The sequence below is a fragment of the Pseudomonas sp. RIT778 genome (assembly GCF_019718735.1).
GTDB classification, from domain to species: domain Bacteria; phylum Pseudomonadota; class Gammaproteobacteria; order Pseudomonadales; family Pseudomonadaceae; genus Aquipseudomonas; species Aquipseudomonas aphyarum.
This window is the reverse complement of record NZ_JAIHBA010000037.1, coordinates 28,872-52,202: the sequence shown is the minus strand read 5'-3', so window position 1 is coordinate 52,202 and position 23,331 is coordinate 28,872. Positions and strand designations below refer to the sequence as shown.

General features: G+C 59.8%; 17 protein-coding genes. 3 read left to right on the top strand and 14 right to left on the bottom strand.

The window, feature by feature from the left end; all coding sequences use genetic code 11:
- Positions 1–27: 27 nt before the first annotated feature.
- The 7 genes from hflX to K5E37_RS24370 form a co-directional block, all read right to left on the bottom strand.
- Positions 28–1,329 (bottom strand): ribosome rescue GTPase HflX, encoded by a 1,302-nt coding sequence (gene hflX / locus K5E37_RS24400; protein ID WP_007950725.1) that lies wholly within the window; start codon positions 1,327–1,329, stop codon positions 28–30.
- A gap of 12 nt (positions 1,330–1,341) precedes the next feature.
- The gene (gene hfq / locus K5E37_RS24395) at positions 1,342–1,602 is read right to left on the bottom strand and encodes an RNA chaperone Hfq (RefSeq protein WP_007902656.1); all 261 of its coding nucleotides are present in this window, start codon (positions 1,600–1,602) and stop codon (positions 1,342–1,344) included.
- A gap of 93 nt (positions 1,603–1,695) precedes the next feature.
- A complete protein-coding gene (gene miaA / locus K5E37_RS24390; protein WP_007950726.1) occupies positions 1,696–2,667 on the bottom strand; it encodes a tRNA (adenosine(37)-N6)-dimethylallyltransferase MiaA in 972 nt (323 codons plus the stop codon).
- The gene (mutL, locus tag K5E37_RS24385) at positions 2,667–4,574 is read right to left on the bottom strand and encodes a DNA mismatch repair endonuclease MutL (RefSeq protein ID WP_007950727.1); all 1,908 of its coding nucleotides are present in this window, start codon (positions 4,572–4,574) and stop codon (positions 2,667–2,669) included. Before mutL ends, miaA begins: the two co-directional genes overlap by 1 nt.
- The gene (locus K5E37_RS24380) at positions 4,571–5,956 is read right to left on the bottom strand and encodes an N-acetylmuramoyl-L-alanine amidase (RefSeq protein WP_371915873.1); all 1,386 of its coding nucleotides are present in this window, start codon (positions 5,954–5,956) and stop codon (positions 4,571–4,573) included. Before K5E37_RS24380 ends, mutL begins: the two co-directional genes overlap by 4 nt.
- A 51-nt stretch (positions 5,957–6,007) precedes the next feature.
- Positions 6,008–6,478 (bottom strand): tRNA (adenosine(37)-N6)-threonylcarbamoyltransferase complex ATPase subunit type 1 TsaE, encoded by a 471-nt coding sequence (tsaE, locus tag K5E37_RS24375; RefSeq protein WP_007950729.1) that lies wholly within the window; start codon positions 6,476–6,478, stop codon positions 6,008–6,010.
- Entirely contained in the window at positions 6,466–7,965 is a 1,500-nt protein-coding gene (locus tag K5E37_RS24370; RefSeq protein ID WP_221535373.1) for an NAD(P)H-hydrate dehydratase, read from the bottom strand. The genes tsaE and K5E37_RS24370 overlap by 13 nt, the downstream gene beginning before the upstream one ends.
- Positions 7,966–8,028: 63 nt before the next feature.
- Between K5E37_RS24370 and queG the strand changes: the two genes are divergently transcribed.
- The gene (gene queG, locus K5E37_RS24365) at positions 8,029–9,099 is read left to right on the top strand and encodes a tRNA epoxyqueuosine(34) reductase QueG (protein WP_221535372.1); all 1,071 of its coding nucleotides are present in this window, start codon (positions 8,029–8,031) and stop codon (positions 9,097–9,099) included.
- A 9-nt stretch (positions 9,100–9,108) separates the two neighbouring features.
- On the opposite strand, the gene K5E37_RS24360 is transcribed toward queG, so the two are convergent.
- The 5 genes from K5E37_RS24360 to orn all read right to left on the bottom strand — a co-directional run bounded on the left by K5E37_RS24360 (position 9,109) and on the right by orn (position 18,489).
- On the bottom strand, positions 9,109–10,599 hold the full coding sequence (locus K5E37_RS24360) for a leucine-rich repeat domain-containing protein (RefSeq protein WP_221535371.1): 1,491 nt from the start codon (positions 10,597–10,599) through the stop codon (positions 9,109–9,111).
- A gap of 338 nt (positions 10,600–10,937) precedes the next feature.
- Positions 10,938–15,701 carry an RHS repeat-associated core domain-containing protein gene (locus tag K5E37_RS24355; protein WP_260404473.1) on the bottom strand — a complete coding sequence of 1,588 codons (4,764 nt, stop codon included), beginning with the start codon at positions 15,699–15,701 and terminating at the stop codon, positions 10,938–10,940.
- A gap of 241 nt (positions 15,702–15,942) precedes the next feature.
- Entirely contained in the window at positions 15,943–16,953 is a 1,011-nt protein-coding gene (locus tag K5E37_RS24350; RefSeq protein WP_221535370.1) for a hypothetical protein, read from the bottom strand.
- Positions 16,954–17,251: 298 nt separating this feature from the next.
- Complete coding sequence (locus tag K5E37_RS24345) at positions 17,252–17,863, bottom strand: trimeric intracellular cation channel family protein (protein ID WP_064593093.1); 612 nt, start codon at positions 17,861–17,863, stop codon at positions 17,252–17,254.
- A gap of 83 nt (positions 17,864–17,946) precedes the next feature.
- Complete coding sequence (gene orn, locus K5E37_RS24340; RefSeq protein WP_065258764.1) at positions 17,947–18,489, bottom strand: oligoribonuclease; 543 nt, start codon at positions 18,487–18,489, stop codon at positions 17,947–17,949.
- A gap of 107 nt (positions 18,490–18,596) precedes the next feature.
- On the opposite strand from orn, the gene rsgA reads away from it, so the two are divergent.
- Positions 18,597–19,628: a small ribosomal subunit biogenesis GTPase RsgA gene (gene rsgA / locus K5E37_RS24335; protein ID WP_007950741.1), complete on the top strand. Its 1,032-nt coding sequence runs from the start codon at positions 18,597–18,599 to the stop codon at positions 19,626–19,628.
- Positions 19,629–19,684: 56 nt separating this feature from the next.
- On the opposite strand, the gene motB is transcribed toward rsgA, so the two are convergent.
- Both motB and motA read right to left on the bottom strand, forming a co-directional pair.
- A complete protein-coding gene (gene motB, locus K5E37_RS24330) occupies positions 19,685–20,752 on the bottom strand; it encodes a flagellar motor protein MotB (protein ID WP_085608491.1) in 1,068 nt (355 codons plus the stop codon).
- Between the two features lie 3 nt (positions 20,753–20,755).
- Complete coding sequence (motA, locus tag K5E37_RS24325) at positions 20,756–21,607, bottom strand: flagellar motor stator protein MotA (RefSeq protein ID WP_007952169.1); 852 nt, start codon at positions 21,605–21,607, stop codon at positions 20,756–20,758.
- Positions 21,608–21,773: 166 nt separating this feature from the next.
- Between motA and K5E37_RS24320 the strand changes: the two genes are divergently transcribed.
- The gene (locus K5E37_RS24320; RefSeq protein ID WP_221535369.1) at positions 21,774–23,312 is read left to right on the top strand and encodes an HDOD domain-containing protein; all 1,539 of its coding nucleotides are present in this window, start codon (positions 21,774–21,776) and stop codon (positions 23,310–23,312) included.
- The last annotated feature ends 19 nt before the right edge of the window (positions 23,313–23,331 follow it).

The window sequence follows — 23,331 nt, the reverse complement described above, 5'->3', positions numbered from 1 at the left end:
TTGCGGCACAACCGCTTTGCCAGGCTTTTATTGCAAAGTGTGTTGCTCGATGAACTCCGTCGGCACAACGCCTTCACGACTCACCAGTCGATTGAGCTCCGAGCGTGGCAATCGAACGGCCAGCAAGCTGACCCCTTCTTCGTCGTGTTCTTCTTTCTGTACCGCGCCCAGTTCGAAGAACTGCGCACGCAGACGCGCGAACCGCTGAGGCAGGCGCAAGGTTCCTACGAACAGGTCACTGCCCAACAACTCGGCAATCGCCTGCTCGAGCAATTCCAGACCGGTGCCATCACGCGCCGACAGCCAGACCCGCTGGGGTTTGCCGTTTTCATCGCGCTGGATTTGTGGCTCAACGCCTTCAAGCAAATCGAGTTTGTTATAGACCTCGAGGATCGGCAAGTCCTGGGCACCGATCTCGCCCAGCACCACCATCACCTGCTCGATCTGCAACATGCGATCCGGTTCGGCCGCATCGATCACGTGCAACAGCAGGTCGGAGTTGCTCGACTCTTCGAGCGTAGACCGAAATGCCTCGACCAGTTTGTGCGGCAAGTGGCGGATGAAACCCACCGTGTCGGCCAGGACAATCGGCCCCAGGTCGTCCAGATCCAGACGGCGCAGGGTCGGGTCGAGCGTGGCGAACAGCTGGTCAGCCGCGTACACGTCGGACTTGGTCACGTTATTGAACAGCGTGGATTTACCGGCGTTGGTGTATCCCACCAGAGACACGGTAGGGATATCCGCACGGGAGCGGCCGCGACGCGACTGTTCGCGCTGGCTGCGCACTTTTTCCAGCCGGCCCTTGATCTGACGCAGGCGAACCCGCAGCAGTCGCCGGTCGGTTTCGAGCTGGGTTTCACCCGGGCCGCGCATGCCGATACCGCCACCCTGACGCTCTAGGTGAGTCCAGCCGCGAACCAGCCGGGTGCTCATGTGGTCAAGCTGGGCCAGTTCTACCTGGAGCTTGCCCTCATGGGTACGGGCGCGTTGGGCGAAAATATCGAGAATCAGACCGGTACGGTCGATCACGCGACACTCGAAAACACGTTCGAGGTTACGTTCCTGACTGGGCGTAAGGACGTGATTGAAGATCACCAGATCGGCTTCTTCGGCGTGGACCAGGTCGCGCAATTCCTCGACCTTGCCGCTGCCAATCAGGTATTTGGCGGTTGGCCGATGACGCGGCACGTTAAAAAACGCAACGGTCTCGGCGCCAGCCGAATTTGCCAGTTCCTGAAACTCCTGCGGATCTTCGCGCGCCTCAGGGTCCTGTCCATCCAAGTGAACGAGGATGACTCGTTCACCACCACCGTGGCGCTCAAAGAACAAAGGAGACTCCTATCAGGCGTTACCTGGCTCAGCGTCACCTGCTTCGGATTCGGTTGCGCTTGGCAGACGAATTGGACGAACCGGCACGACTGTAGAGATAGCGTGTTTGTAAACCATCTGGCTGACGGTGTTCTTCAGCAGGATAACGAACTGGTCGAACGACTCGATCGTGCCTTGCAGTTTGATCCCGTTCACCAGGTAGATGGAAACCCCCACTTTCTCTTTACGTAAAGTATTCAAGTAAGGGTCTTGTAGCGAATGCCCTTTTGACATGTGCCGCACTCCTTTAAGGATTCAATATAAAAAATAGGTAAACAGATGGCTTTTGCCGCCACACCCCCAAGGATAGACGGCAATTGCAAGGACTCAGCTCAATATGGAGATCGTCCCAAGGTATTTCAAGGCGCGTGGCAGATTGTCGCAATCCAGACTGTCGAGCCAGTGTAAATCTTTCCAGCTGCGCAGCCAGGTGAACTGGCGTTTGGCCAATTGGCGCGTGGCGATAATGCCCCGTTCCTGCATCTCGGCCGACGTCAGCTTGCCATCCAGGAAGTCCCAGACCTGGCGGTAGCCTACCGCACGTATAGACGGCAACCCGGCATGCAGGTCACTTCTATTACGCAGGGCTACGACCTCGTCGATGAATCCCTGTTCCAGCATATTTGTGAATCTTTGTTTAATGCGCTCGTGCAGTACCTGCCGATTAGTTGGAGCAATCGCCAGGTTCGCGACAGTATAGGGCAATTGTTGCAGTCCCGATGCGGCCGCTTCGGTACTTTGTACAGATTGTTTCAGCCGCAGTTCAGTCATGCTCTGACCGCTGACCCGGTAAACTTCCAGCGCACGACTCAGTCGTTGTGGATCGTTCGGATGGATGCGTGCCGCCGACTCCGGATCGATTGCCGCCAGCTGATCGTGCAGGGCTTGCCAGCCAAGGCGTGCAGCCTCTTCTTCGATCTGCGCGCGAACTTCGGGATCAGCCGCTGGCATGTCCGCCAGACCGTCGATCAAAGCCTTGTAATAGAGCATCGTGCCGCCCACCAGCAGCGGAATTTTTCCACGCGCGGTGATCTCGGCCATGGCCTCCAGTGCATCGCGGCGGAAATCCGCTGCCGAATAGGCTTCGGCCGGGTCGAGAATGTCGATCAACCGGTGCGGAAACTCGGCCAGCAGTTCTTTGGACGGTTTGGCGGTGCCGATGTCCATGCCGCGATAGACCAGCGCCGAATCGACGCTGATCAGCTCGCACGGCAGCACCTTGGTCAGCTCGATGGCCAGGTCGGTCTTGCCCGCAGCGGTCGGGCCCATCAGGAAAATCGCTGGAGGAAGCTGGCTCATCAACGACCGCGCAGAAACAGTTTGTCCAGATCGTCCAGGCCCAATTGGGTCCAGGTCGGCCGGCCATGGTTGCATTGACCGCTGCGCTCGGTGTTTTCCATGTCACGCAGCAGGCCGTTCATTTCCGGCAGGGCCAGGCGCCGGTTGGCGCGGATCGCGCCGTGGCAGGCCATGGTGCCGAGCAGTTCGTTCAGATGCGCCTGGATCCGGTCGCTGGTGCCGTATTCCATCAAGTCCGACAGCACATCGCCGACCAGACGGTTGGCTTCGGCCTGTTTGAGCAAGGCCGGGATCTGCCGGATGGCCAGGGTTTCCGGGCCAAGGCGCTGCAATTCAAAACCGAGGCGCTGGAACCAAGCTGCATGTTCTTCAGCGCAATCAGCCTCGCGCTGACTGACCGCCAGCGACTCCGGCACCAGCAGCGGCTGACCGCTCAGGCCTTCGCTGGCCATGGCGATCTTCAGACGTTCGTACATGATGCGCTCGTGAGCGGCGTGCATGTCCACCAAAACCAGGCCTTGGGCGTTCTCGGACAGAATGTAGATGCCCTTGAGCTGCGCCAGCGCGTAGCCAAGCGGCGGAATGTCTTCCTGACCGGCCGGCAGCGCATTGGCGTTCGCTTCGGGCAGCGGCGCAAAAAACTCGCGGTACGCAGCCTGCGCCTCGGCAACCGGCACGGTCGATTGCGGACGCGGCGTGTATTGATACTGATAAGCGCCGCCGGCGCTGGCACCCGACGAGGTATTGAACACCGGTTGCGCCTGCGGCTGCTCCAGCAGCGCATTGGCCGCCAGACGCATTTCGCCCTGCGGACCGAATTCACCAGCTTCAAGGCCGGTTGGCCGGACGATCGCGGTAGTGACCGATCCGGCAAGCTGATCTTCCGGTCGCACATCGCCGAGGGCACGGTGCAAAGTGCCATACAGGAAGTCATGCACCATGCGTCCGTCACGGAAACGCACTTCGTGTTTGGTCGGGTGTACGTTGACGTCTACTGCTGCCGGGTCGACCTCGAAAAACAGCGCGAACGTCGGGTGCCGGCCATTGAACAGCACATCGCGATAAGCCTGACGCACCGCGTGGGCCACCAGTTTGTCGCGCACCGCTCGGCCGTTGACGAAGAAATACTGCAAATCCGCCTGACTGCGGTTGAAGGTCGGCAGACCGACCCAGCCCCACAAATGCAGGCCATTGCGTTCGATCTCGATCGGCAGCGCTTGCTCAAGGAAGCCCGAACCACAGATTGCCGCCACACGCCGGGCGCGGGCCGCGTCATCGTGGGCTTCGTGCAGGCTGAGGATGGTCTTGCCGTTGTGGCGCAGATGGAACGCCACGTCGAAACGCGCCAGCGCCAGACGCTTGATCACTTCTTGCAGGTGATCGAATTCGGTTTTTTCGGTCTTGAGGAATTTGCGTCGCGCCGGGGTGTTGAAGAACAGGTCACGGACTTCCACCGAAGTGCCGACCGGATGGGCCGCCGGCTGCACGCGGGGCGCCATGTCGCGGCCTTCGGTCTCGACCTGCCAGGCCTGATCGGCATCGCGGGTGCGCGAGGTCAGGGTCAGACGTGCCACGGAGCTGATCGATGCCAAAGCCTCGCCCCGGAAGCCCAGGCTCATTACTTGCTCAAGGTCTTCCAGGTTGCGGATCTTGCTGGTGGCGTGACGCGCCAGCGCCAGCGGCAGGTCATCGGCGGAAATGCCGCTGCCGTCGTCACGCACACGCAGCAGTTTGACGCCGCCCTGCTCGACATCGACGTCGATACGTTTGGCGCCGGAGTCGAGGCTGTTTTCCAGCAGCTCCTTGATCACCGAGGCCGGGCGTTCGACCACCTCACCGGCGGCGATCTGGTTCGCCAGCCGCGGGCTGAGCAGTTCAATGCGGGCAGCGTTCAGGACCTGATTCATTCTTTGGACGCCAGTTCGGTGCCGGGAATGGTCAGGTGCTGACCGACTTTCAGATCATCGCTTTTCAGATTGTTGGCGCTGCGCAGCGTGGCCGGCGAAATCTGATACCGCACGGCAATCATCGCCACGGTCTCACCCGGGCCCACCCGGTGATCACGCGGGCCCTGAGCGATCTTGCCCGAATCACGCAGCCAGGCGATGTAAGTGCCCGGTGGCGGATTCTGCTGGAAGAACTGACGCACGCCGCTGCTGATCGAACGCGCCAGCGCCTGCTGGTGGCTCGCGGCCGAAAGCTTGTTCGCTTCGTTGGCGTTGGAGATGAAGCCGGTTTCCACCAGGATCGACGGGATGTCCGGCGATTTCAGCACCATGAACCCGGCCTGCTCCACGCGCTGTTTGTGCAGCGGAGTGACCCGGCCAATGTTGGTCAGGACCTTCTGGCCGACGTTGAGGCTGGAGGTCAGCGAGGCGGTCATCGACAGGTCGAGCAGAACGCCGGCCAGCATCCGGTCCTTGTCGTCGAGGCTGACGTTGCCGGCACCGCCGATCAGGTCGGAACGGTTTTCGCTGTCGGCCAGCCAACGGGCGGTTTCCGAGGTGGCACCACGGTCGGACAGGGCGAACACCGACGCACCGAACGCCGCCGCAGACGGCGCGGCGTCAGCGTGGATCGAGACAAACAGGTCGGCGCCTTTCTTGCGGGCAATCTCGGTACGGCCGCGCAGCGGGATGAAATAGTCGCCAGTACGGGTCAGTTCGGCGCGGAAGCCTTTCATGCCGTTGACCTGACGCTGCAATTCACGGGCGATCTGCAGTACCACGTCTTTCTCGCGCTGACCGCGAGAACCGGACGCACCCGGGTCTTCGCCACCGTGGCCGGCGTCGATGACCACAATGATGTCGCGCTTGCCGGCCGGGGCCGGCGGCAGTTTGATTGCAGGCTCGGCCGGGGTGACCGGCACCGCAGGCACGGTCGCAACCGTTGGGGTCGGCGCAGGCGTCGGCGCTGGTGCGGCGTCAGCCGGGTTGTCGAACAGGTCGACGACCAGACGGTTGCCGTACTGCGCATTCGGCGCCAGCGAGAAGCTTTTCGGGGTGACGGCTTTTTTCAGGTCGATGACCACCCGCAGGTCGGTCGGCGTACGTTGGGCCGAGCGCATGGCGGTGATCGGCGTGTTGGCGGTCTGCACATTCAGCGGCGCGCCGAGGGTGGCGCCGTTGATGTCGATCACCAGACGATCCGGCGCGGTCAGCGTGAAGACGCTGTGCTGCACCGGGCCTGTCAGGTCGAACACCAGTCGCGTGTTGTCCGGCGCCCGCCACAGGCGCACGCTGTTGACCTTCGTCTCGGCCACAGCGTTGACGGTTACTGCCATCAACATCAGTCCAGCGGCAGCCACCAACGCGCGAAAGCGCATACCTAACCCCATCATTCAATTGGTTTCCAATGCCAAAGCGGCACACCAGGCCTCGCCGCGCGAGCCCTGGGATAAAATGGTCAGCGAGCGTCCGCTGTCTTGCGGGCTAATGGTAATGGTCAGGTCAGGCTTTGGCAAAAAGCCTGCACCTTTATCGGGCCATTCGATCAGGCAAAGGGCGTCGTCTTCGAAATAGTCGCGGATCCCGAGAAACTCCAGCTCCTCCGGATCGACCAGACGATACAGGTCGAAGTGAAACGCCCGGACGTCACCGATCTCGTAGGGCTCGACCAGGGTGAAGGTCGGACTTTTCACCGCCCCCACGTGCCCCAGACCGCGAATGATGCCCCGCGACAGCGTGGTTTTGCCCATCCCGAGATTGCCTTCGAGAAAGATCAGACCATGGCCCTGGGTGATACGGGCGATGCGTGCGCCAAAGTCGCTCATGGCCTGTTCATCGGCCAGGTACAGGGTTACTTCAGACACGGTGCATGCTCCTCCAACAACTGACGAATGGCTGGAATCAGATCACTGGCCGCCAGCCCACGGCCGAATTTACCTTGTTGCGCCCCAGCGTTGGCGTGCAGCCAGACCGCCAGACAAGCCGCGTCGAACGCTTTCATGTCCTGGGCCAGCAGCGCGCCGATCAGACCGGCCAATACATCGCCGAGCCCGGCGGTGGCCATCGCCGGATGGCCTTGATGACACAGCGCCAGACGACCATCGGGATGAGCAATCAGACTGCCCGCCCCCTTGAGCACCACCACAGCTGTATATTTTTTGCTCAATGCCAGCACCGCCGCCGGACGATCTGCCTGCACCTCGGCGGTGCTGATCCCCAGCAGGCGCGCCGCCTCAACCGGATGCGGCGTGATCACACAATCCTTGGGCAGACTGACGAAACCGCAGGCCAACAGGTTCAACGCGTCGGCATCCCACACCTGCGGCAGCGAGGCATTGGCAGCAGCCGACAGCAGCGCCCTTCCCCAACTCGCCTGACCCAGCCCCGGCCCGACCACCAACACGGACACCTTTTCCAGCAGCCCCATCAATTGATTGGCCGAAGAAGTGCCCAGCGCCATGGCTTCCGGTACTCGGCTCAGCGCCGCCGGCACATGTTCCGGACGGGTCGCAAGCGACACCATACCGGCGCCACTGCGCAAAGCACTTTCGGTGCTCAACAGAATTGCCCCGCCAAAGCCGTGATCGCCGCCGATCAGCAGCACATGGCCGAAACGCCCCTTGTGCGCGGCCGGCGCGCGGGCCGCCAGACGCGGCAGGTTAACCGCGTTGAGCCGTTGAGCGGCGGCAGGAATGTCACTGAAGTTTTCGGCCGAGGCCTGCAGATCGTTAAACAGCAGTTCGCCGACGTGATCCGCCGCCGCGCCCGTGAACAGCCCGAGTTTCAGGCCGATGAAAGTCACGGTGAGGTCGGCGTGCACCGCCTCACCCAGCGCATGACCGGTATCGGCGCACAATCCAGAAGGGATATCGACCGCCACCACCGGCAGTCCGCTGGCATTGATCGCCGCAATCGCAGCGGCGTAAGGCTCACGCACCTCGCCGCTCAGGCCGGTGCCGAGCAACGCGTCAACGACGATGCCGCGCAACTCGCAGGACAGATCCCACTGGGCAATCGAGACGCCGTCGGCTACGGCTTCGGCGTGCGCCACGGCGGCATCGCCCTTCAAACGCTGCGGCTCGCCGACAGCCAGCACCTGAACCTGCCAACCCGCACGGTGGGCCAGCGCCGCCACCAGATAACCATCGCCGGCGTTGTTGCCGTGCCCGGCCAGCACCGTCATTTCATTCGCGGCCGGCCATTGGCGTACCAGTGCGCGCCACGTGGCATGGGCGGCACGCTGCATCAATTCGAAGCCCGGCGTGCCCGCGGCGATCAGTCGTGCATCGAGTTCACGCACCTGCGCGGCACGGTACAGCGCGTCGGGTAATTGATCTTTAGTGTGCGGCATGCGTCTTCGGGCTCCGATGTCTGGCAGAATTATACGCACCTCAGCTCCGGTTTCTCTCGCCTCATGTCCGCCATCACCACAGATCTGCCTGCCCTCGCCCAATCCATCAAGGACTGGGGCCGCGAGCTGGGCTTCCAGCAAGTCGGTATCAGCGGTCTGGACCTGGCCGAGCACGACCAGCACCTGCAACGCTGGCTCGAGGCCGGCTACCACGGCGAAATGGAGTATATGGGCGCTCACGGCAGCAAACGCTCGCACCCCGAGGAGCTGGTGCCGGGCACCTTGCGCGTGGTGTCGCTGCGCATGGACTACCTGCCGGGCGACACGCAAATGGCGCAATTGCTGGCGAAACCGGAAAAGGCCTATATCTCCCGTTATGCCTTGGGCCGCGATTATCACAAGTTGATCCGTAAACGCGTTCAACAACTGGCGGACAGGATTCAATCCGAGATCGGCCCGTTCGGCTTCCGCGCCTTCGTCGACAGCGCCCCGGTGCTGGAAAAGGCCATCGCCGAACAGGCCGGGCTGGGCTGGATCGGCAAAAACACCCTGGTGCTTAACCGCAAGGCCGGCAGTTACTTCTTTCTCAGCGAACTGTTCGTCGACCTGCCCCTGCCGGTGGATGAACCCCACAGCACCGAGCATTGCGGACGCTGCACCGCGTGCCTCGACATCTGCCCGACCAATGCCTTCGTCGGCCCGTATGTGCTGGACGCGCGACGTTGTATTTCCTACCTGACCATCGAACTGAAGAACGCCATCCCCGAAGACCTGCGACCGCTGATCGGTAACCGGGTGTTCGGCTGCGACGACTGCCAGATCTGCTGCCCGTGGAACCGCTTCGCCCGCCCGTCCGGCGAAAGCGATTTCAAGCCACGGCACAATCTGGACAACGCCGAACTGGCCGAGCTGTTCTTGTGGGATGAAGACAAATTCCTCAGCAGCACCGAGGGTTCGCCGCTGCGCCGTGCCGGTTATGAACGCTGGCTGCGCAATCTGGCGGTGGGGCTGGGAAATGCGCCCTCAACGATTCCGGTGCTGGAAGCATTGCAGGCGCGACGGGATCATCCGTCAGAGTTGGTTAGAGAACATGTCGAATGGGCACTGCGCCAGCATCTGGATAAAAAGCCGTAAAGCTTTCCTTCACGAGCTCTCCACACCACTGTCCTCACCCTCGAATGCTGCAATTTGTGGCTGCATCTGGACTTCTCCATCAACTTGAATCAGGACTTTCCTGTCCAGGCCAGCGGCCTCCATATAGACACTGACTCGCTGCAGCGTAGCCTCATCCAGCGGATTGTTTCGAAAGTTGAAATTGACTTGCCGAACATCCGGCACCTCGAAGAGTTCGTCTGGCAAGTGTGCAATTTCGTTATTGCGCAGATCGGCAAATGCCAGACTTTCGCTTTCAAATAGCCCGACAGGCACCTCGTTCAGCCCTGTATCCGAGAGATAAAGACTGTCCAGGCGCCTCATGAATCTGAGATCGGGCGACAGTCCGAGCGGGTTGTTGCTCAAGTCCAACAGTGTCAGTTGTTCAATGTGGGCAAGGCCTTCAACGCTGGCTTCGCTGAGCCGTATGTCACAGTTGTCCAAGGTCAGCGTCACCAGTTCCCTCATCTGGTACACCTCAGCGGGAAACGATTTCAACGCAAAGCCGGACAGGGTGAGATACCGCACACCCGGAAAACTCGCGAGAAAGGCGCTGGCTTCCAACGGGGCAGTGCTGGTCAGACTCAACTCGCGAACATGGCTGAAATCCGCCGACAAACGAGGCAGGCTGCCAAGTACATCGAGATCGTAATCCAGCGTCGATGGAGTGTACGGATTGGCGCTGGTTGCCTTCCGGGACCAATTGTCCTGAAGCTCCTGAGCAAAACGCTCTCGGCTTGCTGTCTGCGCAGCAATTTCGGTATTTGTCAGAGGCAAACCCGTGACCGGGTGCCGGGACGGCACCTGCCCGGTCCACGCGCCAAGATCCTTCACCAGAGTGAAGTGTTGCGCTTCCAGCCGGGCCACTGCCAGCAGCGGATCACCCGTCAATCGCTCGCGGTGCATGGAAGTCCGAGCATCCTGGGCCATGGTCGGAAACAACGTTGCCAGACGCTCATCTACACTGCGCGCCAGCCCCGACGGGGCATCGCCTCGATCCAACGGGCTCCCTGATGCTATAGGGTGCCAGTACCTGCCCTCGGCGTCCGGCTCCATCAGCGGACCGGAAGCCTTGAGTTCTCTGGCGACCGTGGCGCGAAAAAGACCGCTTTCGGCATCCCGAACCACTTGTACGAAATGATCGTCGGAAACAGCCACATACTGGCGGTGTTTGAACTCACGAACGCCCTGCGCATCGACCTCGCCGAGATTTTTTCGGGCGGGCACCCGGTAGTCCGCGAAAGAAGTGGGCGAGGCAACTCCCGCCACTTCATTAATCGCGAAAAGCTCCACGCTCGGCCTGGGATTGGTTATCTGCGCCGTCGTGACAGGATCCGGCAGGAAAAGAGACGGTAGCGGATCCGGGCGATGCGGCAGGGCTGAGGGGGGAGAATCCCCGCTGGGCACCCGATGAGAACCATCGGCAGCGGAGTCATTTATTTTGCTGGAGCCAGGTTTGATCCTGGGTGATTTGTCAGCCATGAAACTCTCATCCTTGAGATTGGGTTGCACTGATAACGGAGTTCTACGCGAACCGTATCGAACGCGCAGGTCAGTCAGCCAAACCTGAATTGTCTGGCCCTCGAGAAAACCATCATACCGCTGCGCTTGCTGCGGGCTGTCGTATGTATGTCTACCGCATGAGCCTGCATGCCCAGACCGCCACCCCGCGGCGCGTTGACTGCCTGACCAGAAAATGAAAAGGCGCCTTCAGCGATTCCTGCTGGAACCGTTGAAGGCGCGACCGGATCATTCCTCAGAATATGTCCGGCAAAAGCACGAGTGAGCGTTGCTCTCCCGGCCATGGCATGCCACGCCCATCAAGCGCCTCTCACGGTATGACCAAACGCATGCATGGTCACCGTACGGGTGTCATGGTTCGCAAAGAAAAACAGGCGCGTGGCCTGGTTAAGTCTGATTTCTGTGTAACCCGTGTCATTGAAGTAACCTGGGTCGCGGAGTTGACGCGGATTGGGAGACTTGAAAGGGACCATCTCATTGTAATAAGTCTTGCCCCCAAGCCCATTGGCAGCTTCGCTTGGAGACTTTCCTGCGTCCTTGATTGCATCCTTGAAACGGAAGAATTTATCCCTTGAAATGTCATCAAGCTCTTCAAAACCGGGAATGGCGCCTCTTCCTGTTTTTTGCCCATCCACCGTCCCCCTGAAGCCCTGGGTCTTGTATGTCCATTTTCGTGCCCCCGCACTCGTTCCTGAAGTGCTTCGCCCCCCCATTCCACTCGCCATGGCTCTGGCGGCCTCGCGCGGATTGTTGCTCAATCCTGACTTGAAAGCCCCCGCCAACCTGCTGGCACCTCTGATAGCCTGACCCGCCAGCCCGGCGCCAAGAGATGCCAACCCAAGCCCCAGGCTGATGTAACCCAGAATGTCGCCAGCCGAAGAGTGCGGATCCAGTTCATGCGCCAACTCGCTGGCAATGGCCGTAACGCCCGAGGCGACTCCCAGTCCCACGGCCAGTAATGCCAATGGCGTGGCCGCCCCCAGTGTCGCGATACTTGCAATACTCCCGATAAACCCCAGCGCAATCCCGGCAATCGACTGCCAGGAAACATGCCCCGTGGGATCCACTCGGTTAACCGGATCGCCAAGGCAATACGCGTAAGCATTCAAGCCGCCTGCATCGAGCGGGCTCAGGCTGTCCGGGCTGATGAAGCGCATCAGTGTCGGGCTGTAGGCCCGGTAACCATTGCCCAGCAGATACAGACCGGTGACCTCATCCAGTTGCTCGCCATTGAAACCCGCCTGACTGAACAGGCCTCCCTCGACAGGCCGATGCCCGTAGGGACTGTAGGCGCTGTCGAGCGATTGTTCGCCATGCGAGCGACTCAGCACGCTCTGCTGCTGGTCAGCCCCGAAAAGCCGGATACCCGCATCCGCTCCCAGTTGCTGCTGTCCCAATATCAGACGGCCGTGTCGCACGACACTGCGTGATTCAGGACCACTGACTTCGTTGCTCATTTTGTTGTGGTGATAGAAGCGCTGCACCGCCGACTTTCCGGATTGCGACAGCTCGACCAGCCGATCGAAGCCGTCGTATCGGTAACCACGCAGGACCTCCCCACGTGAATCGATAACCTGAGTCAGGCGGCCAAACGTGTCGTAGGCCAGAGTACGGCCCTTATCGTCCTTGAACATCCGGCCGTTGGCGTCGTATTCCAGGGTGACCGGTGCCGGATAGTCGGCATGAGAATGTTGAACCCCGACCAACTGGGCCGGATCCTGTTCGCTGAAACTGAACGTCGTCACGTTGACGCCCAGAGGGAACGTGGTTTGCAGGGCGAGAATGTTATCCAGCGCATCGAACGTGAATGTTTGCTGGATAATTTCCTTGCCATAAGGGTCTCGCGGTCGCTGGAGCCCTTCACAGTCGTACTGGATGACTCGCCCGCGTGCGTCGTAAGAGAACCGCTCATCGCGCAACACCATGAAGCCGCGTCTGAGAACCTTCTGCGCCAGCTTGCCCGCCACGGTGTAACTGGAGGTCAGTGTTTGCGAGGGCAATCCGTTGACTTCGAAACGGCGGGTCAGCTCACGACCGATATCATCGTAAGTCAGATGCGTGAGGAGCTGATGCCGGGACAGGGTATCCCGGGTTTCGATCCGCTCAAGCAAACCAGCCTTGCCATAGAAGTATCGAGTTTCTACCGGGCCTTGCCTGTGCAAGGTTTCGCGCCCCCAGATGTCGTACTCGGTTTTGTGCCGCGTGCCCACCACGTCCACGTATTCCAGAGGGCGCCCCGCCAGCGAGTAGGTTTGGGAGGTCGTCTGGCGCCGTTCGGCAAAGCGGGTTGTTTCCGACTTCAGGCGCCCGGAAGGAAAGTATTCGAACAGATTCTCACGTCCTTGCTCGACGCAACTTTCCATTCTGCCGTTTCGTTCGTCATAGGTGAAACGGGTGAGTACTCCGCTGCCTGTTAGCGCTTTGCGCTCAATCAAGGCCCCACCCGGTCCCGATGAATAGACAAACCCGGTCGTTTCCCCTGCGGCGCTCGTGTGCGATGCGGGCTGAGTCTTGCCGGCCGAATAAACCGCAACCGACTTGCGCCCGCCCACCGAATGCTCTGTCAGCCGGTTCAAACCATCGAAGACCTGCTGCCCCAACAGTTTCCCGGCGACCCTGATGGCGACCGGCAATGCCTCGGAGCTATGGACGGCAAACTCGGTCTGTACCGCATGCCCGTCAGGCAAAACACTGCGAAACAGACGATCGTACGCATCGTACTCATAACTGGTCTTGTTCCCCGCCGGATCGGTTTGACTGATGGTGCGCCCCAATCCGTCGTACTCAAAGACGGTTTTGCCCAGGCTTTGCGCCTTGAGGTCGAAGACTTCAAGGCTGTCCGGCTTGCCGAAGGCATTGAAGACAGTGACGGTTTTACCCAGGCCTTGCTGCCAATGCTTGCGCTGGCGCTTCACCGGATCGAACTCGTTGTACTCGACTCGTCCGTCGGCATGGCGAGTCTCCTTGACCTGACCCCAGTTATCGTAAAACAGCTGCGACTTCACAGGGCGCGCAACACCGTCCCACCAATCGGTGCGGGTCTGCTCAGTCAATCGTCCGACCTGATCATGGAGCGCGGCATAGAACACTCGCATTGGAAATGCACCTGCCGGATCCGGGTTGTCACAATCCATTTCTTCAACGCCGATGACCCTCCCCAACGCGTCGTAGGTAACTTTTTGCATACCTCCCGACGGATCGGTCAGAACCACCGTGGCCGGCACGTCTACCTTGGCCGTTTCGTGACGCCATTGGTACGACGCGACATGCGCCGTGCCAGAGACAAGCGTCTTGCGGACACGACGCCCGAGCTTGTCGTATTCGAATGTAACCACACTGTCGTCGGCATCGCGCTCTGACAGCGCCAAACCGCTCAGGGTGGAAAGCGTTTGCTCGGTCGAACTCGCGGTACCGTCGAAACCCTGCAAGGTTGTCTTCAGCCTCAGGGAGAAATCGTCGGTCGCGTAGGCATAGTTGATACAAGTCGTCGTGCCGTTACGGGTGACCTTCTGCTGCTTCAGGAGGCCGTGTGTAAGCGGGTTGTCCGGCGTTTCCAGATAAGTCAGCGCAATGGTCGAACGATGGACTTCGCGATCTGCGACCCACTCGAAGAAGTTTTCCTCCACAGGCACCACACTGGCCAGCGTCCCTCCCTCGAGCATGGGGAGTAAGGCATAGCGGTAACGTGTGACGGTGGACGCACCGCCACCCGTCGCGGGGGCCACGGTTTTCTGCTTCAGGAAGCGGACAAACTCCAGCGGATCGGCCGGACAATCGGGAGTCTGGGTCGCCGGATAGTATTCAAACCGCGTTGTCACCCCGTCCACCCCAACCTGTTTGAGCAGGTTGCCGATGGCATCGTATTCAGTGACAGAGGTCTCGGAACGCTTCTCTTTTGTCGTCAGGTCCTCGTAAGTCAGGGTCTGGACTTGAGGCATCCGGAACTGCGCAGGCTGCTGAGTGAAAGGTAGCTTTACGTCACAGTAATATCGGGTTGAAACCGACGTTTGCGCATTACCGCAAGTGGTCACCTCGGAAATCAACAAATGGAACTTGTTATAGGTTCGCTTGATACGGGTGTGGACTTTGTTCCCGACAATCAGCCGCTCTTCGCTGGAATACTGATAGCCCCCCACGGCGCGGAAAAGAGGATCGCCATCGTCCTGGGGATCCGCTGCAACGCCGTGCCCAAGGTAATTATGGTCCGAGTAGGTGTAAATCTTGCTGACCTTCGGTTGCCCGTGTCTGGCGTAGATATCGTGGGCAATGACGCACGGCAGGCTTTGATCGCCCTCGACGGTCGGGAATCGATGGCCGACTTCCTTGTAGCGAATGTTTTCCACGGCACCCAGGGGCGATTCAACTCGGGTCAGATAACCGTCTGCGTACTGCAGCTTCCAGCCCCCACCTTCCGGCAAATCGATGGCGTTGACCTGATTGTTTCTGAGCGTCAGAGCAAACTCAGCGCTGGAGGGCGTCTCCGGATGCCGGGTCAGAATCACTCTTGTGTCTTTGCGGGCGATCTTGAGCAACGTTCTTTGGAAGTCGCTGATCTCGATCAGCATCGGCTGCTCATTGAACGTCCTGTACTTCAGGGAAATACTCACGCCATTGGCTGCGAATATCGTCTCGGGAACCGCGATATTAGTCGCCCCATGGACCTTGAGCACTTCACGTCGACCATCCTTGTATCGGATCTCGTATCGTCCATCAGCAGTTTTCAGAACCTTGGCACTTTCCAGCTTCATTTCCTTGAAATGCAAGGCTCCCCGCGACTCCACAGCTTTGTAGCTCTCGCCGCTAGAGAACGTCATGACTCTGCTGCGCAAGTCATAACGGGTGATCGACAAGGACCAGCCGGCGCCATAACCGGCATTGTGTGAATTCAAGGGATTGAAATTCAGCGCAAGATTGAATGAAGGGCCGTTGAGATCGACGGACTGAATAGACCCAAGGGATAACGAACAGGTATAAACGCCGGTTCTGGGATCGACCCCGCCGGCTACAAAATCACCAAAATTGAAAGCATTCGAATGCACGGATTCCGGAGAGTGGTTACTCATAAATAACATCCTGTCATTTGTTTCAAAATCGAATCAATTACGCACAATAAAGAACCGCTTTTCCGCAATCATTTAAAACTGCGAAAAAACGGCTGCATTAACCGTAAAACAAATCGGGCGACATCAGACGTGCGCGCTGCCACGCTCACCATCAACCAATACAGGAGTCGACACCGTTGTATTTTTAATCGGCAAGGTCTCGACGAAAAGAACTCAAGCAGTGACTGCACTCGCCGCGGACTTATCCCCGTTCCAGAAAGAACTCACGCTTTTCAGAGTCGGTCCGAATGGCCAACTTGTGCTCTGTGCCATATTGATCGATTGCGACAAACGGAAACACGCCATCGGCGCTGGAATCTGCCGCAGTGTACGCAAACTCGGAAAGCGCCTGCACGACGGTCAACTCGCCGTGACGATCATTGACTATCACGACATACTCTTTGGTCTTTGACGAAGAATCCAGAGCGTGATCTCGAAATGTATAATTTACAAAAGTATTGTCATTAACAGGTAGCGCCACAGTGATATCAGTCTTGTTCGGCCTTACCATGACTCCCTTCAGATAGTTGGTTTTCCACGCATGTACCCAGTTACCATAGGCAAACATGACATCATCCGTACCTTTTGAAGCAACCCAGTCCACCAGATTGATCTGCTGTCCCTGATAAACAAGTCCGAGATAGTAGTTCCAGATCCGGTTTCCCGGCTCCTCATTGCCGCGCCTGGTCGAAGTCCAGCGAAACTGGTCGACCGAATAGGTAACCGGCACCTGAGCGTCCAGAGTGACACTGCTGTCCTGAAAACCGGAAAGACCGGTTGCATTGCTTCGGATAGTCACTCCGTTCAAAAAAACGCTTGCCGCGATTTGCGTCGAGCCGCTACCCGAGGACGATACCCAGAATGTGCGCACTTGCGGATGGATACCGTTATCCGGCTCATCCTTAATCACTGGCGCTTCCAGCGTATATCGACCTTGATCGATACTGGCACTCCAGCCGTCGCGCAAGGCTCTCCCGGTGTTGTAGTGAATAAGTTCAACCGTATTCATGACGTCTCCTGGAACCAGAATGCGATCCCCGTTTTCATCATAACCTGACACCAGCACCTGAACCTTTACTTGCATGCGGCCGTTGCCGTACAGCACTTTATTTCGCGTGGACGAGGAAGAATTCAACTTCACTTTCAAGTCAATACTGTCCAGTCTTCCAGGACCGGCCAACTGATTTCCTGATACTTCGTTAAGCTCACTCATACTTTTACTCCTTGTGCTTGATGTCATTCCATACCTCGCAAAGCAAAAACGAAGTAAGCCATGAATAACATGCAACCCCAAACCGGCAAAAAGTTAAGTGTAAGAACCTGTAGCTAAAACCAATACAGAATCGGCAATTCTAAAAAATCGGCCATATTAACTTCGAGATACATTCATCATAAAATGTAAATCCAAAGAAAAAAGCTCTCGAAGAACGTAACGCGGCCGCCCCGGACAATCCAGATAGCAAAGAAGTCATTTGCTGGCAGACCAGCTATGGGTTCATTTGCGCAAGGTTTCAATGCTCGTCGTTATAGACAAACTTTGGCATTTCCCAATGAAAACGAATCGCCAGCAGGCGCAACAGGAAGCCACCAAACAGCGTGATCAGAATCGCCTGCTCGCTCGGCACGTTCAGGAACAGACAGAGCATGTAGCACCACGCCGCAGCGAACGAGACGCTGGCATACAGTTCGCGACGGAAGATCAACGGGATGTCGTTGCAGAAGATATCGCGCAGAATGCCGCCGAATACCCCGGTGATCACGCCGCTGACCGAGGCCACCAGCATGCCGTGGCCCATTTCAAGGGCAGTCATGCAGCCGATCAGGGTAAATGCCACCAGACCGACCGCGTCGAGCACCAGAAACAGCGAACGCAGGTGACGCATCCAGCGTGCGGTGAACACGGTGATCATCGCGGCGACCGTTGTCAGCACCAGGTATTCCGGGTGTTTGACCCAGGTCAGCGGGTAATGCCCGAGCAGCACATCGCGCACCGAACCGCCGCCTAAAGCCGTGACGCAGGCGATCAGCACCACGCCGAACCAGTCCATGCCGCGACGGCCCGCAGACAGGGCGCCGGTCATGGCTTCGGCAGTAATGGCGACGAGGTAGAGCATCAGCAACATGGTGGCGATCCTGGCAGGAAGGCGCGCAGTCTACTCACTTCGCCGAGGCACCAAAAGAGGGCACCTCGGCGTGGGTGCCGATCTCAGAACTTGATGAAATGCTTGCGGTAGTGCTGCAGCTCGGCGATGGATTCGCGGATGTCGTCCAGCGCCAGGTGAGTGCTGCCCTTCTTGAAGCTGTCACGCACGTCCGGCGCCCAGCGCGCGGCCAGTTCCTTGAGTGTGGAGACGTCGAGGTTGCGGTAGTGGAAGTAGCTTTCCAGCGACTTCATGTGGGTATAAAGGAAGCGACGATCCTGGCAGATGCTGTTGCCACAGATCGGCGACTTGCCCTTCGGCACCCACTTCTCCAGGAAGGCGATGGTTTCGGCTTCAGCCTCGGCCATGCTCACGCGGCTTTCACGCACGCGCTGGGTCAGGCCCGAGTTGCCGTGAGTGCGGGTGTTCCACTCGTCCATGCGGGCGAGGACTTCGTCGCTGTGGTGAATGGCGATCACCGGGCCTTCGGCCAGGGTGTTCAGGTCACTGTCGGTGACGATGGTGGCCATTTCGATGATCACGTCGTTTTCCGGATCCAGACCGGTCATTTCGAGGTCGATCCAGATCAGATTCTGCGGGTTTTGCATATTTCGGCTCCTGAGCAATGCTGCGCAGTTTAGCCTAGGCAGCCTGCCGGGCGTGCTAAACTCGCGGCCGTTTTACCTAATCGCTGCATTCTTCAGACGGAACACCCATGGCCAAACGCCAACTCAATCGTCGTCAAAACTGGCGCATCGAAAAGATTCAGGGCGAGCGCGCCGCCCGCGCCGCCAAACGCGAGTCCTCGGCTGTCGAGGCGCTCGAAGGCGGCGATCTGGGCCCGGAACAGCACGGCCTGGTGATCGCCCACTTCGGCGTGCAGGTCGAGGTCGAGGCCGTTGACGGCGAACTGGCCGGCCAGGTCTTCCGCTGCCACTTGCGGGCCAACCTGCCAGCGCTGGTGACCGGCGATCAAGTGGTCTGGCGCGCCGGCAACCAGGGCATCGGCGTGATCGTCGCGCAACTGCCGCGCACTACTGAACTCTGCCGCCCGGACAGCCGTGGCCAGCTCAAACCGGTGGCCGCCAACGTCGACATGATCGTCATCGTCTTCGCCCCGCTGCCCGAGCCCCATGCGAACCTGATCGACCGCTATCTGGTCGCCGCAGAGCACGCCGGCATCCGCCCGTTGCTGCTGCTGAACAAATTCGACCTGATCGACGAGCAGAACGCCCCGGCGCTGAATGCCCTGCTGGCGGTCTATCGCACGCTGGGTTACCCGGTGCTGGAAGTCTCGGCGCACCACGGCAACGGCATGGAGCAATTGCAGAAGCAGCTCGACGGGCGCATCAGCGTGTTCGTCGGCCAGTCCGGTGTCGGCAAGTCGTCGCTGGTCAACAGCCTGCTGCCGGAAGTCGAAACCCGCGTCGGCCCGCTGTCCGAGCTGTCCGGCCAGGGCACGCACACCACGACCACCGCACGCCTGTTCCACTTCCCCGGCGGCGGCGAACTGATCGACTCCCCGGGCATCCGTGAATTCGGCCTCGGCCACGTCAGCCGCGCCGACGTCGAAGCCGGTTTCATCGAGTTCAACGACTTGCTCGGCACCTGCCGCTTCCGCGACTGCAAACACGACCGCGAACCGGGATGCGCACTGCTCAAGGCCCTGGAAGACGGCCGCGTGCAGCAGCAGCGAATGAACAGCTACCGCTCGATCATCGCCAGTTTGCCGGAAAACGGCTACTGAACCATTAAGTAGCCAGACACAAAAAAGCCGCGATCATCTCGCGGCTTTTTTGTGGGTCACTGTTTCGGCGCGGGAGCCGGTGCAGCAGGCGCCGGGGCTGGTGCCGCTGCACCCGGTTCCGTCGGTTTCGGCAGCGGGTCGTCGAACAGGTTCAGCCGTTCGCGCAACTCGTGGGCCGGTACCGGCTGCTGATCCGCCGGCAAGGCGTTCGGGTCGACCGGGGTGGCCGGCGCGGCGCCGTTCTGGCCTTGATCTGCCGGTTGCGACGGGTCGGCACCTTGCGAACCTTCGATGGCCGCCTGGGCCTTCTTGGTCAGCACCACGATGTCGATGCGGCGGTTGACCGGGTTGAACGGGTTCTCCTTGTCGAACAGCGCCGACGAGGCGTAACCAACAACCCGCGCCACTTGAGCATCCGGATAACTGCCTGCCACCAGTGCACGCCGGGCGGCGTTGGCACGGTTGGCCGAAAGCTCCCAGTTGCCGAAGTCGCCATTGCCCACGTAAGGCTTGGCATCGGTGTGACCGCTGATGCTGATCTTGTTCGGCACCGCTTTGATGGTGTCGGCCATGGCCAGCAGGATGTCTTCGAAGTACGGTTTCAGGCGTGCAGAACCGGAGTCGAACATCGGCCGGTTCTCGGCGTCCATGATCTGGATGCGCAAGCCGTTCGGCGTGATCTCGAACAGGATCTGGTCCTTGAATTTCTGCAGTTGCGGGTTCTCGTCGACCTTGTTCTGCAGTTCTTGCAGCAGCAGTTCCAGGCGTTCCTTCTCGACCTGCTCGGCCATGCCTTCAACCTGTTCGGTGTCGACCGTGACCTTGTCCGGCTGCGGCTGCGACTTCACTTCAGGGTTGAGGGTGTTTTCCGGCGCGAGGGTCGGCGTACCGCCCAGATCGATGATGTACGGCGTGCCGCTCTCGGAGAAACCGACCGGGTCCTTGAAGTAACCGGCGATGGCGATCTTCTGTTCCGGGGTCGCGGTGGACAGCAGCCACAACACCAGGAAGAACGCCATCATCGCCGTCGCGAAGTCGGCGAAGGCGATCTTCCACGCTCCGCCGTGATGCCCGCCGGCGATGCGCTTGACGCGCTTGATGATTATCGGCTGGTTATTTTCCATGACTTAACGACCGCGAACGGCTTGTTCCAGCTCGGCAAAGCTTGGACGGTGAGCCGGGTACAGAACCTTGCGACCGAACTCGACAGCCAGCGATGGCGGCATGCCGGAAGCCGAAGCCACCAGCGAGGCCTTGATGGCTTCGTAGACGTTCAGCTCTTCCTTGGCATCGTGCGCCAGGGAGTGCGCCAGCGGGCCGAAGAAACCGTACGCCGCGAGAATACCGAAGAAGGTACCGACCAGTGCCGCACCTACGTGCAGACCGATGGACTTCTGATCGCCCTCACCCAGCGAGGCCATCGTCACCACGATACCCAGTACCGCCGCGACGATACCGAAACCCGGCATGGCGTCGGCAATGCCGTTCACCGCGTGGGACGGATGCTCGAGGTCTTCCTTCAGGCTGTACAGTTCCATGTCGAACAGACCTTCCAGCTCGTGGGGAGCCATGTTGCCGGAGGACATGATGCGCAGGTAATCGCAGATGAACGCGGTCATGCGTTCGTCTTTCAGTACCGCCGGGTACTTGGCGAAGATCGGGCTCGCGGCGGCGTCTTCGATGTCGCCTTCGATGGCCATCATGCCTTCGCGGCGGCTCTTGTTGAGGATCTCGTAGATCAGGCCCAGCACTTCCAGATAGAACGTGTGGCTGAAACGCGAACTGAACATGCTCAGGGATTTCTTGAGCACGTGCATCGTCATGTAGCCGGGGTTGGCCTGCAGGAATGCACCGAGTGCAGCACCGCCGATAATCATCACCTCGAAGGGCTGGATCAGAGCGGCAATCTTGCCGTGGGAGAGCACGTATCCGCCGAGCACGCTCGCGAATACGACGATGATGCCGATAATTTTAGCCATAGGTAGAAAGTACTTATTTAAGTCGGGTTCAAGGTCATATTCGGAAGTTAAAAAATCTCTTCTTCTACTTATCGGCAAAACTGCGCCAGACTATAGCCAGTTCAGGCGAAAAGCCAATTTAGCCCATGCCGGGCGCGTCTACAGTCAGTGAAGATCTCGTCCAGACATGGCTAATGAAACGAACGTCCCACACGTAAAACCGACCACACTCGATGGCTGGGTGAAGCTGCTCGACAGCGTTCGCGTGCCGGTGCCGCAAGACGCCCATGACCGGGTCTGCCGGGCGATTCGCGATGACCGCAGCTCGTTGCGCGACATCGCCGACCTGATGCAGGACAGTCCGGCGCTGGCCCTGAGCATCATCCGCGAAGCCAACCGCCACACCCACGGCAACATGACCGCGCCTGCGGAAAACCTCGAAGTGGCGATCAATCGTCTCGGCCTTGGCCGTACCGAAGAACTGCTCGCTCGCCTGCCCGCCGAACCTGCCGCACAGATCCCCCAGGCCCTGCGCCAGTTGCAGATGATCAGCCAGCACGCCACGCAACAGGCCAACGGTTTTTTCGCCAGCCGTCTCGCGCGCCTGTGGCAGGACATTCATTGGGGCAGCCTGCTGTTTCTGTCGCCGCTGTGGCCGCTGGCGCTGACCTTTCCCAAATTGCTTGAAGAGTGGGAAGTGCGGGTTATCCACAAGGGCGAATCAGCGCGAGTCGTGGAAAAGCAGCTATTCGGTGTGCGCCTGCTGAAAATCGGCGAAGCGCTGGTCGAAGCCTGGCGTCTGCCGATCTGGGTCCAGCAAGGTTATCGCCTGCTGCTGACCGAGCAGCGCGAACTGGTCAAAGTCCTGCGCATTGCCCGCGACGTCGATCATCCGCTGCGCCAGCAAAACCGCCTCGACGACGACCCGACCCTGCGCCGCTGGCTCAACCAGCCGGCCAACACCGTGCTGCTGGCCAACGGTCTGGCGCTCTCGGCGCAACAGGCCTGGGACAGTCCGCACAGTGAGCGCTGGCAATTCCTGACCAGCCTCTACCTGCAAATCTCGATGGACGAGGTGCAACAGCAGCTGCACCAACAGGCCGCCGTCAGCGCTCGCCATCATTCCATGCCGGACCTGTGGCACCCGGCGGTTTCGCTGCTGTGGCCGTGGGGCACCCGTCGCCTGCCCGCCGGAATGCTCCCGGCTGCGGCGCCTTCCGCTGAAGACCTGACCCAGTGGCGCCGGCAATGCGCCGAGTTGCTGGCTGTGCCAAGCCGCTTCACCAATGCCATGAGCCTGACCGTCGCCGCCCGCGATGCGCTGGTCGCCAGCGGTATGCGCCGGGTGATGATCCTGATGGCCGACCGCAGCCACGCCAATCTGCGCGTCCATCAAACCTCGGGATTGCCGAAGGAAGCCGCTGCGCTCAATTTCGTCGTCAGCCAGAGTTCGGTGCTGCAACGCTTGCTCGCGCAGCAGGCGCAAGTGCGGATCACCCCGGACAACAACGCCCAGTTTTCCGCCCTGCTGCCACCCTCGCTGCGCACGCTGTTTCGTGGCGAACATCTATTCCTGCGCTCGCTGGTGAACAACGGCCGGGTGATCATGATCGTGGTCGCCGACCAGGGCGGCGGGCCGTTCGCCGACATCACTGTGCAGGCCTTCGGCAAAACCGCGCAGTGCATCGAGAAAGCCCTGCACAGTTTTAGCCAGCGCGGCCAATGACAGCTACAATCCTTCCCCT

Bases quoted from the DNA above. Each gene is read 5' to 3' on its own strand.
- K5E37_RS24360 (WP_221535371.1), bottom strand. From the start codon at position 10,599: ATGGCTGACAAATCACCCAGGATCAAACCTGGCTCCAGCAAAATAAAT.
- motB (WP_085608491.1), bottom strand. From the start codon at position 20,752: ATGGAAAATAACCAGCCGATAATCATCAAGCGCGTCAAGCGCATCGCC.
- orn (WP_065258764.1), bottom strand. From the start codon at position 18,489: ATGCAAAACCCGCAGAATCTGATCTGGATCGACCTCGAAATGACCGGT.
- hfq (WP_007902656.1), bottom strand. From the start codon at position 1,602: ATGTCAAAAGGGCATTCGCTACAAGACCCTTACTTGAATACTTTACGT.
- K5E37_RS24370 (WP_221535373.1), bottom strand. From the start codon at position 7,965: ATGCCGCACACTAAAGATCAATTACCCGACGCGCTGTACCGTGCCGCG.
- mutL (WP_007950727.1), bottom strand. From the start codon at position 4,574: ATGAATCAGGTCCTGAACGCTGCCCGCATTGAACTGCTCAGCCCGCGG.
- queG (WP_221535372.1), top strand. From the start codon at position 8,029: ATGTCCGCCATCACCACAGATCTGCCTGCCCTCGCCCAATCCATCAAG.
- rsgA (WP_007950741.1), top strand. From the start codon at position 18,597: ATGGCCAAACGCCAACTCAATCGTCGTCAAAACTGGCGCATCGAAAAG.
- K5E37_RS24345 (WP_064593093.1), bottom strand. From the start codon at position 17,863: ATGTTGCTGATGCTCTACCTCGTCGCCATTACTGCCGAAGCCATGACC.
- K5E37_RS24320 (WP_221535369.1), top strand. From the start codon at position 21,774: ATGGCTAATGAAACGAACGTCCCACACGTAAAACCGACCACACTCGAT.
- K5E37_RS24380 (WP_371915873.1), bottom strand. From the start codon at position 5,956: ATGTTGATGGCAGTAACCGTCAACGCTGTGGCCGAGACGAAGGTCAAC.
- K5E37_RS24355 (WP_260404473.1), bottom strand. From the start codon at position 15,701: ATGAGTAACCACTCTCCGGAATCCGTGCATTCGAATGCTTTCAATTTT.
- K5E37_RS24350 (WP_221535370.1), bottom strand. From the start codon at position 16,953: ATGAGTGAGCTTAACGAAGTATCAGGAAATCAGTTGGCCGGTCCTGGA.
- miaA (WP_007950726.1), bottom strand. From the start codon at position 2,667: ATGAGCCAGCTTCCTCCAGCGATTTTCCTGATGGGCCCGACCGCTGCG.
- motA (WP_007952169.1), bottom strand. From the start codon at position 21,607: ATGGCTAAAATTATCGGCATCATCGTCGTATTCGCGAGCGTGCTCGGC.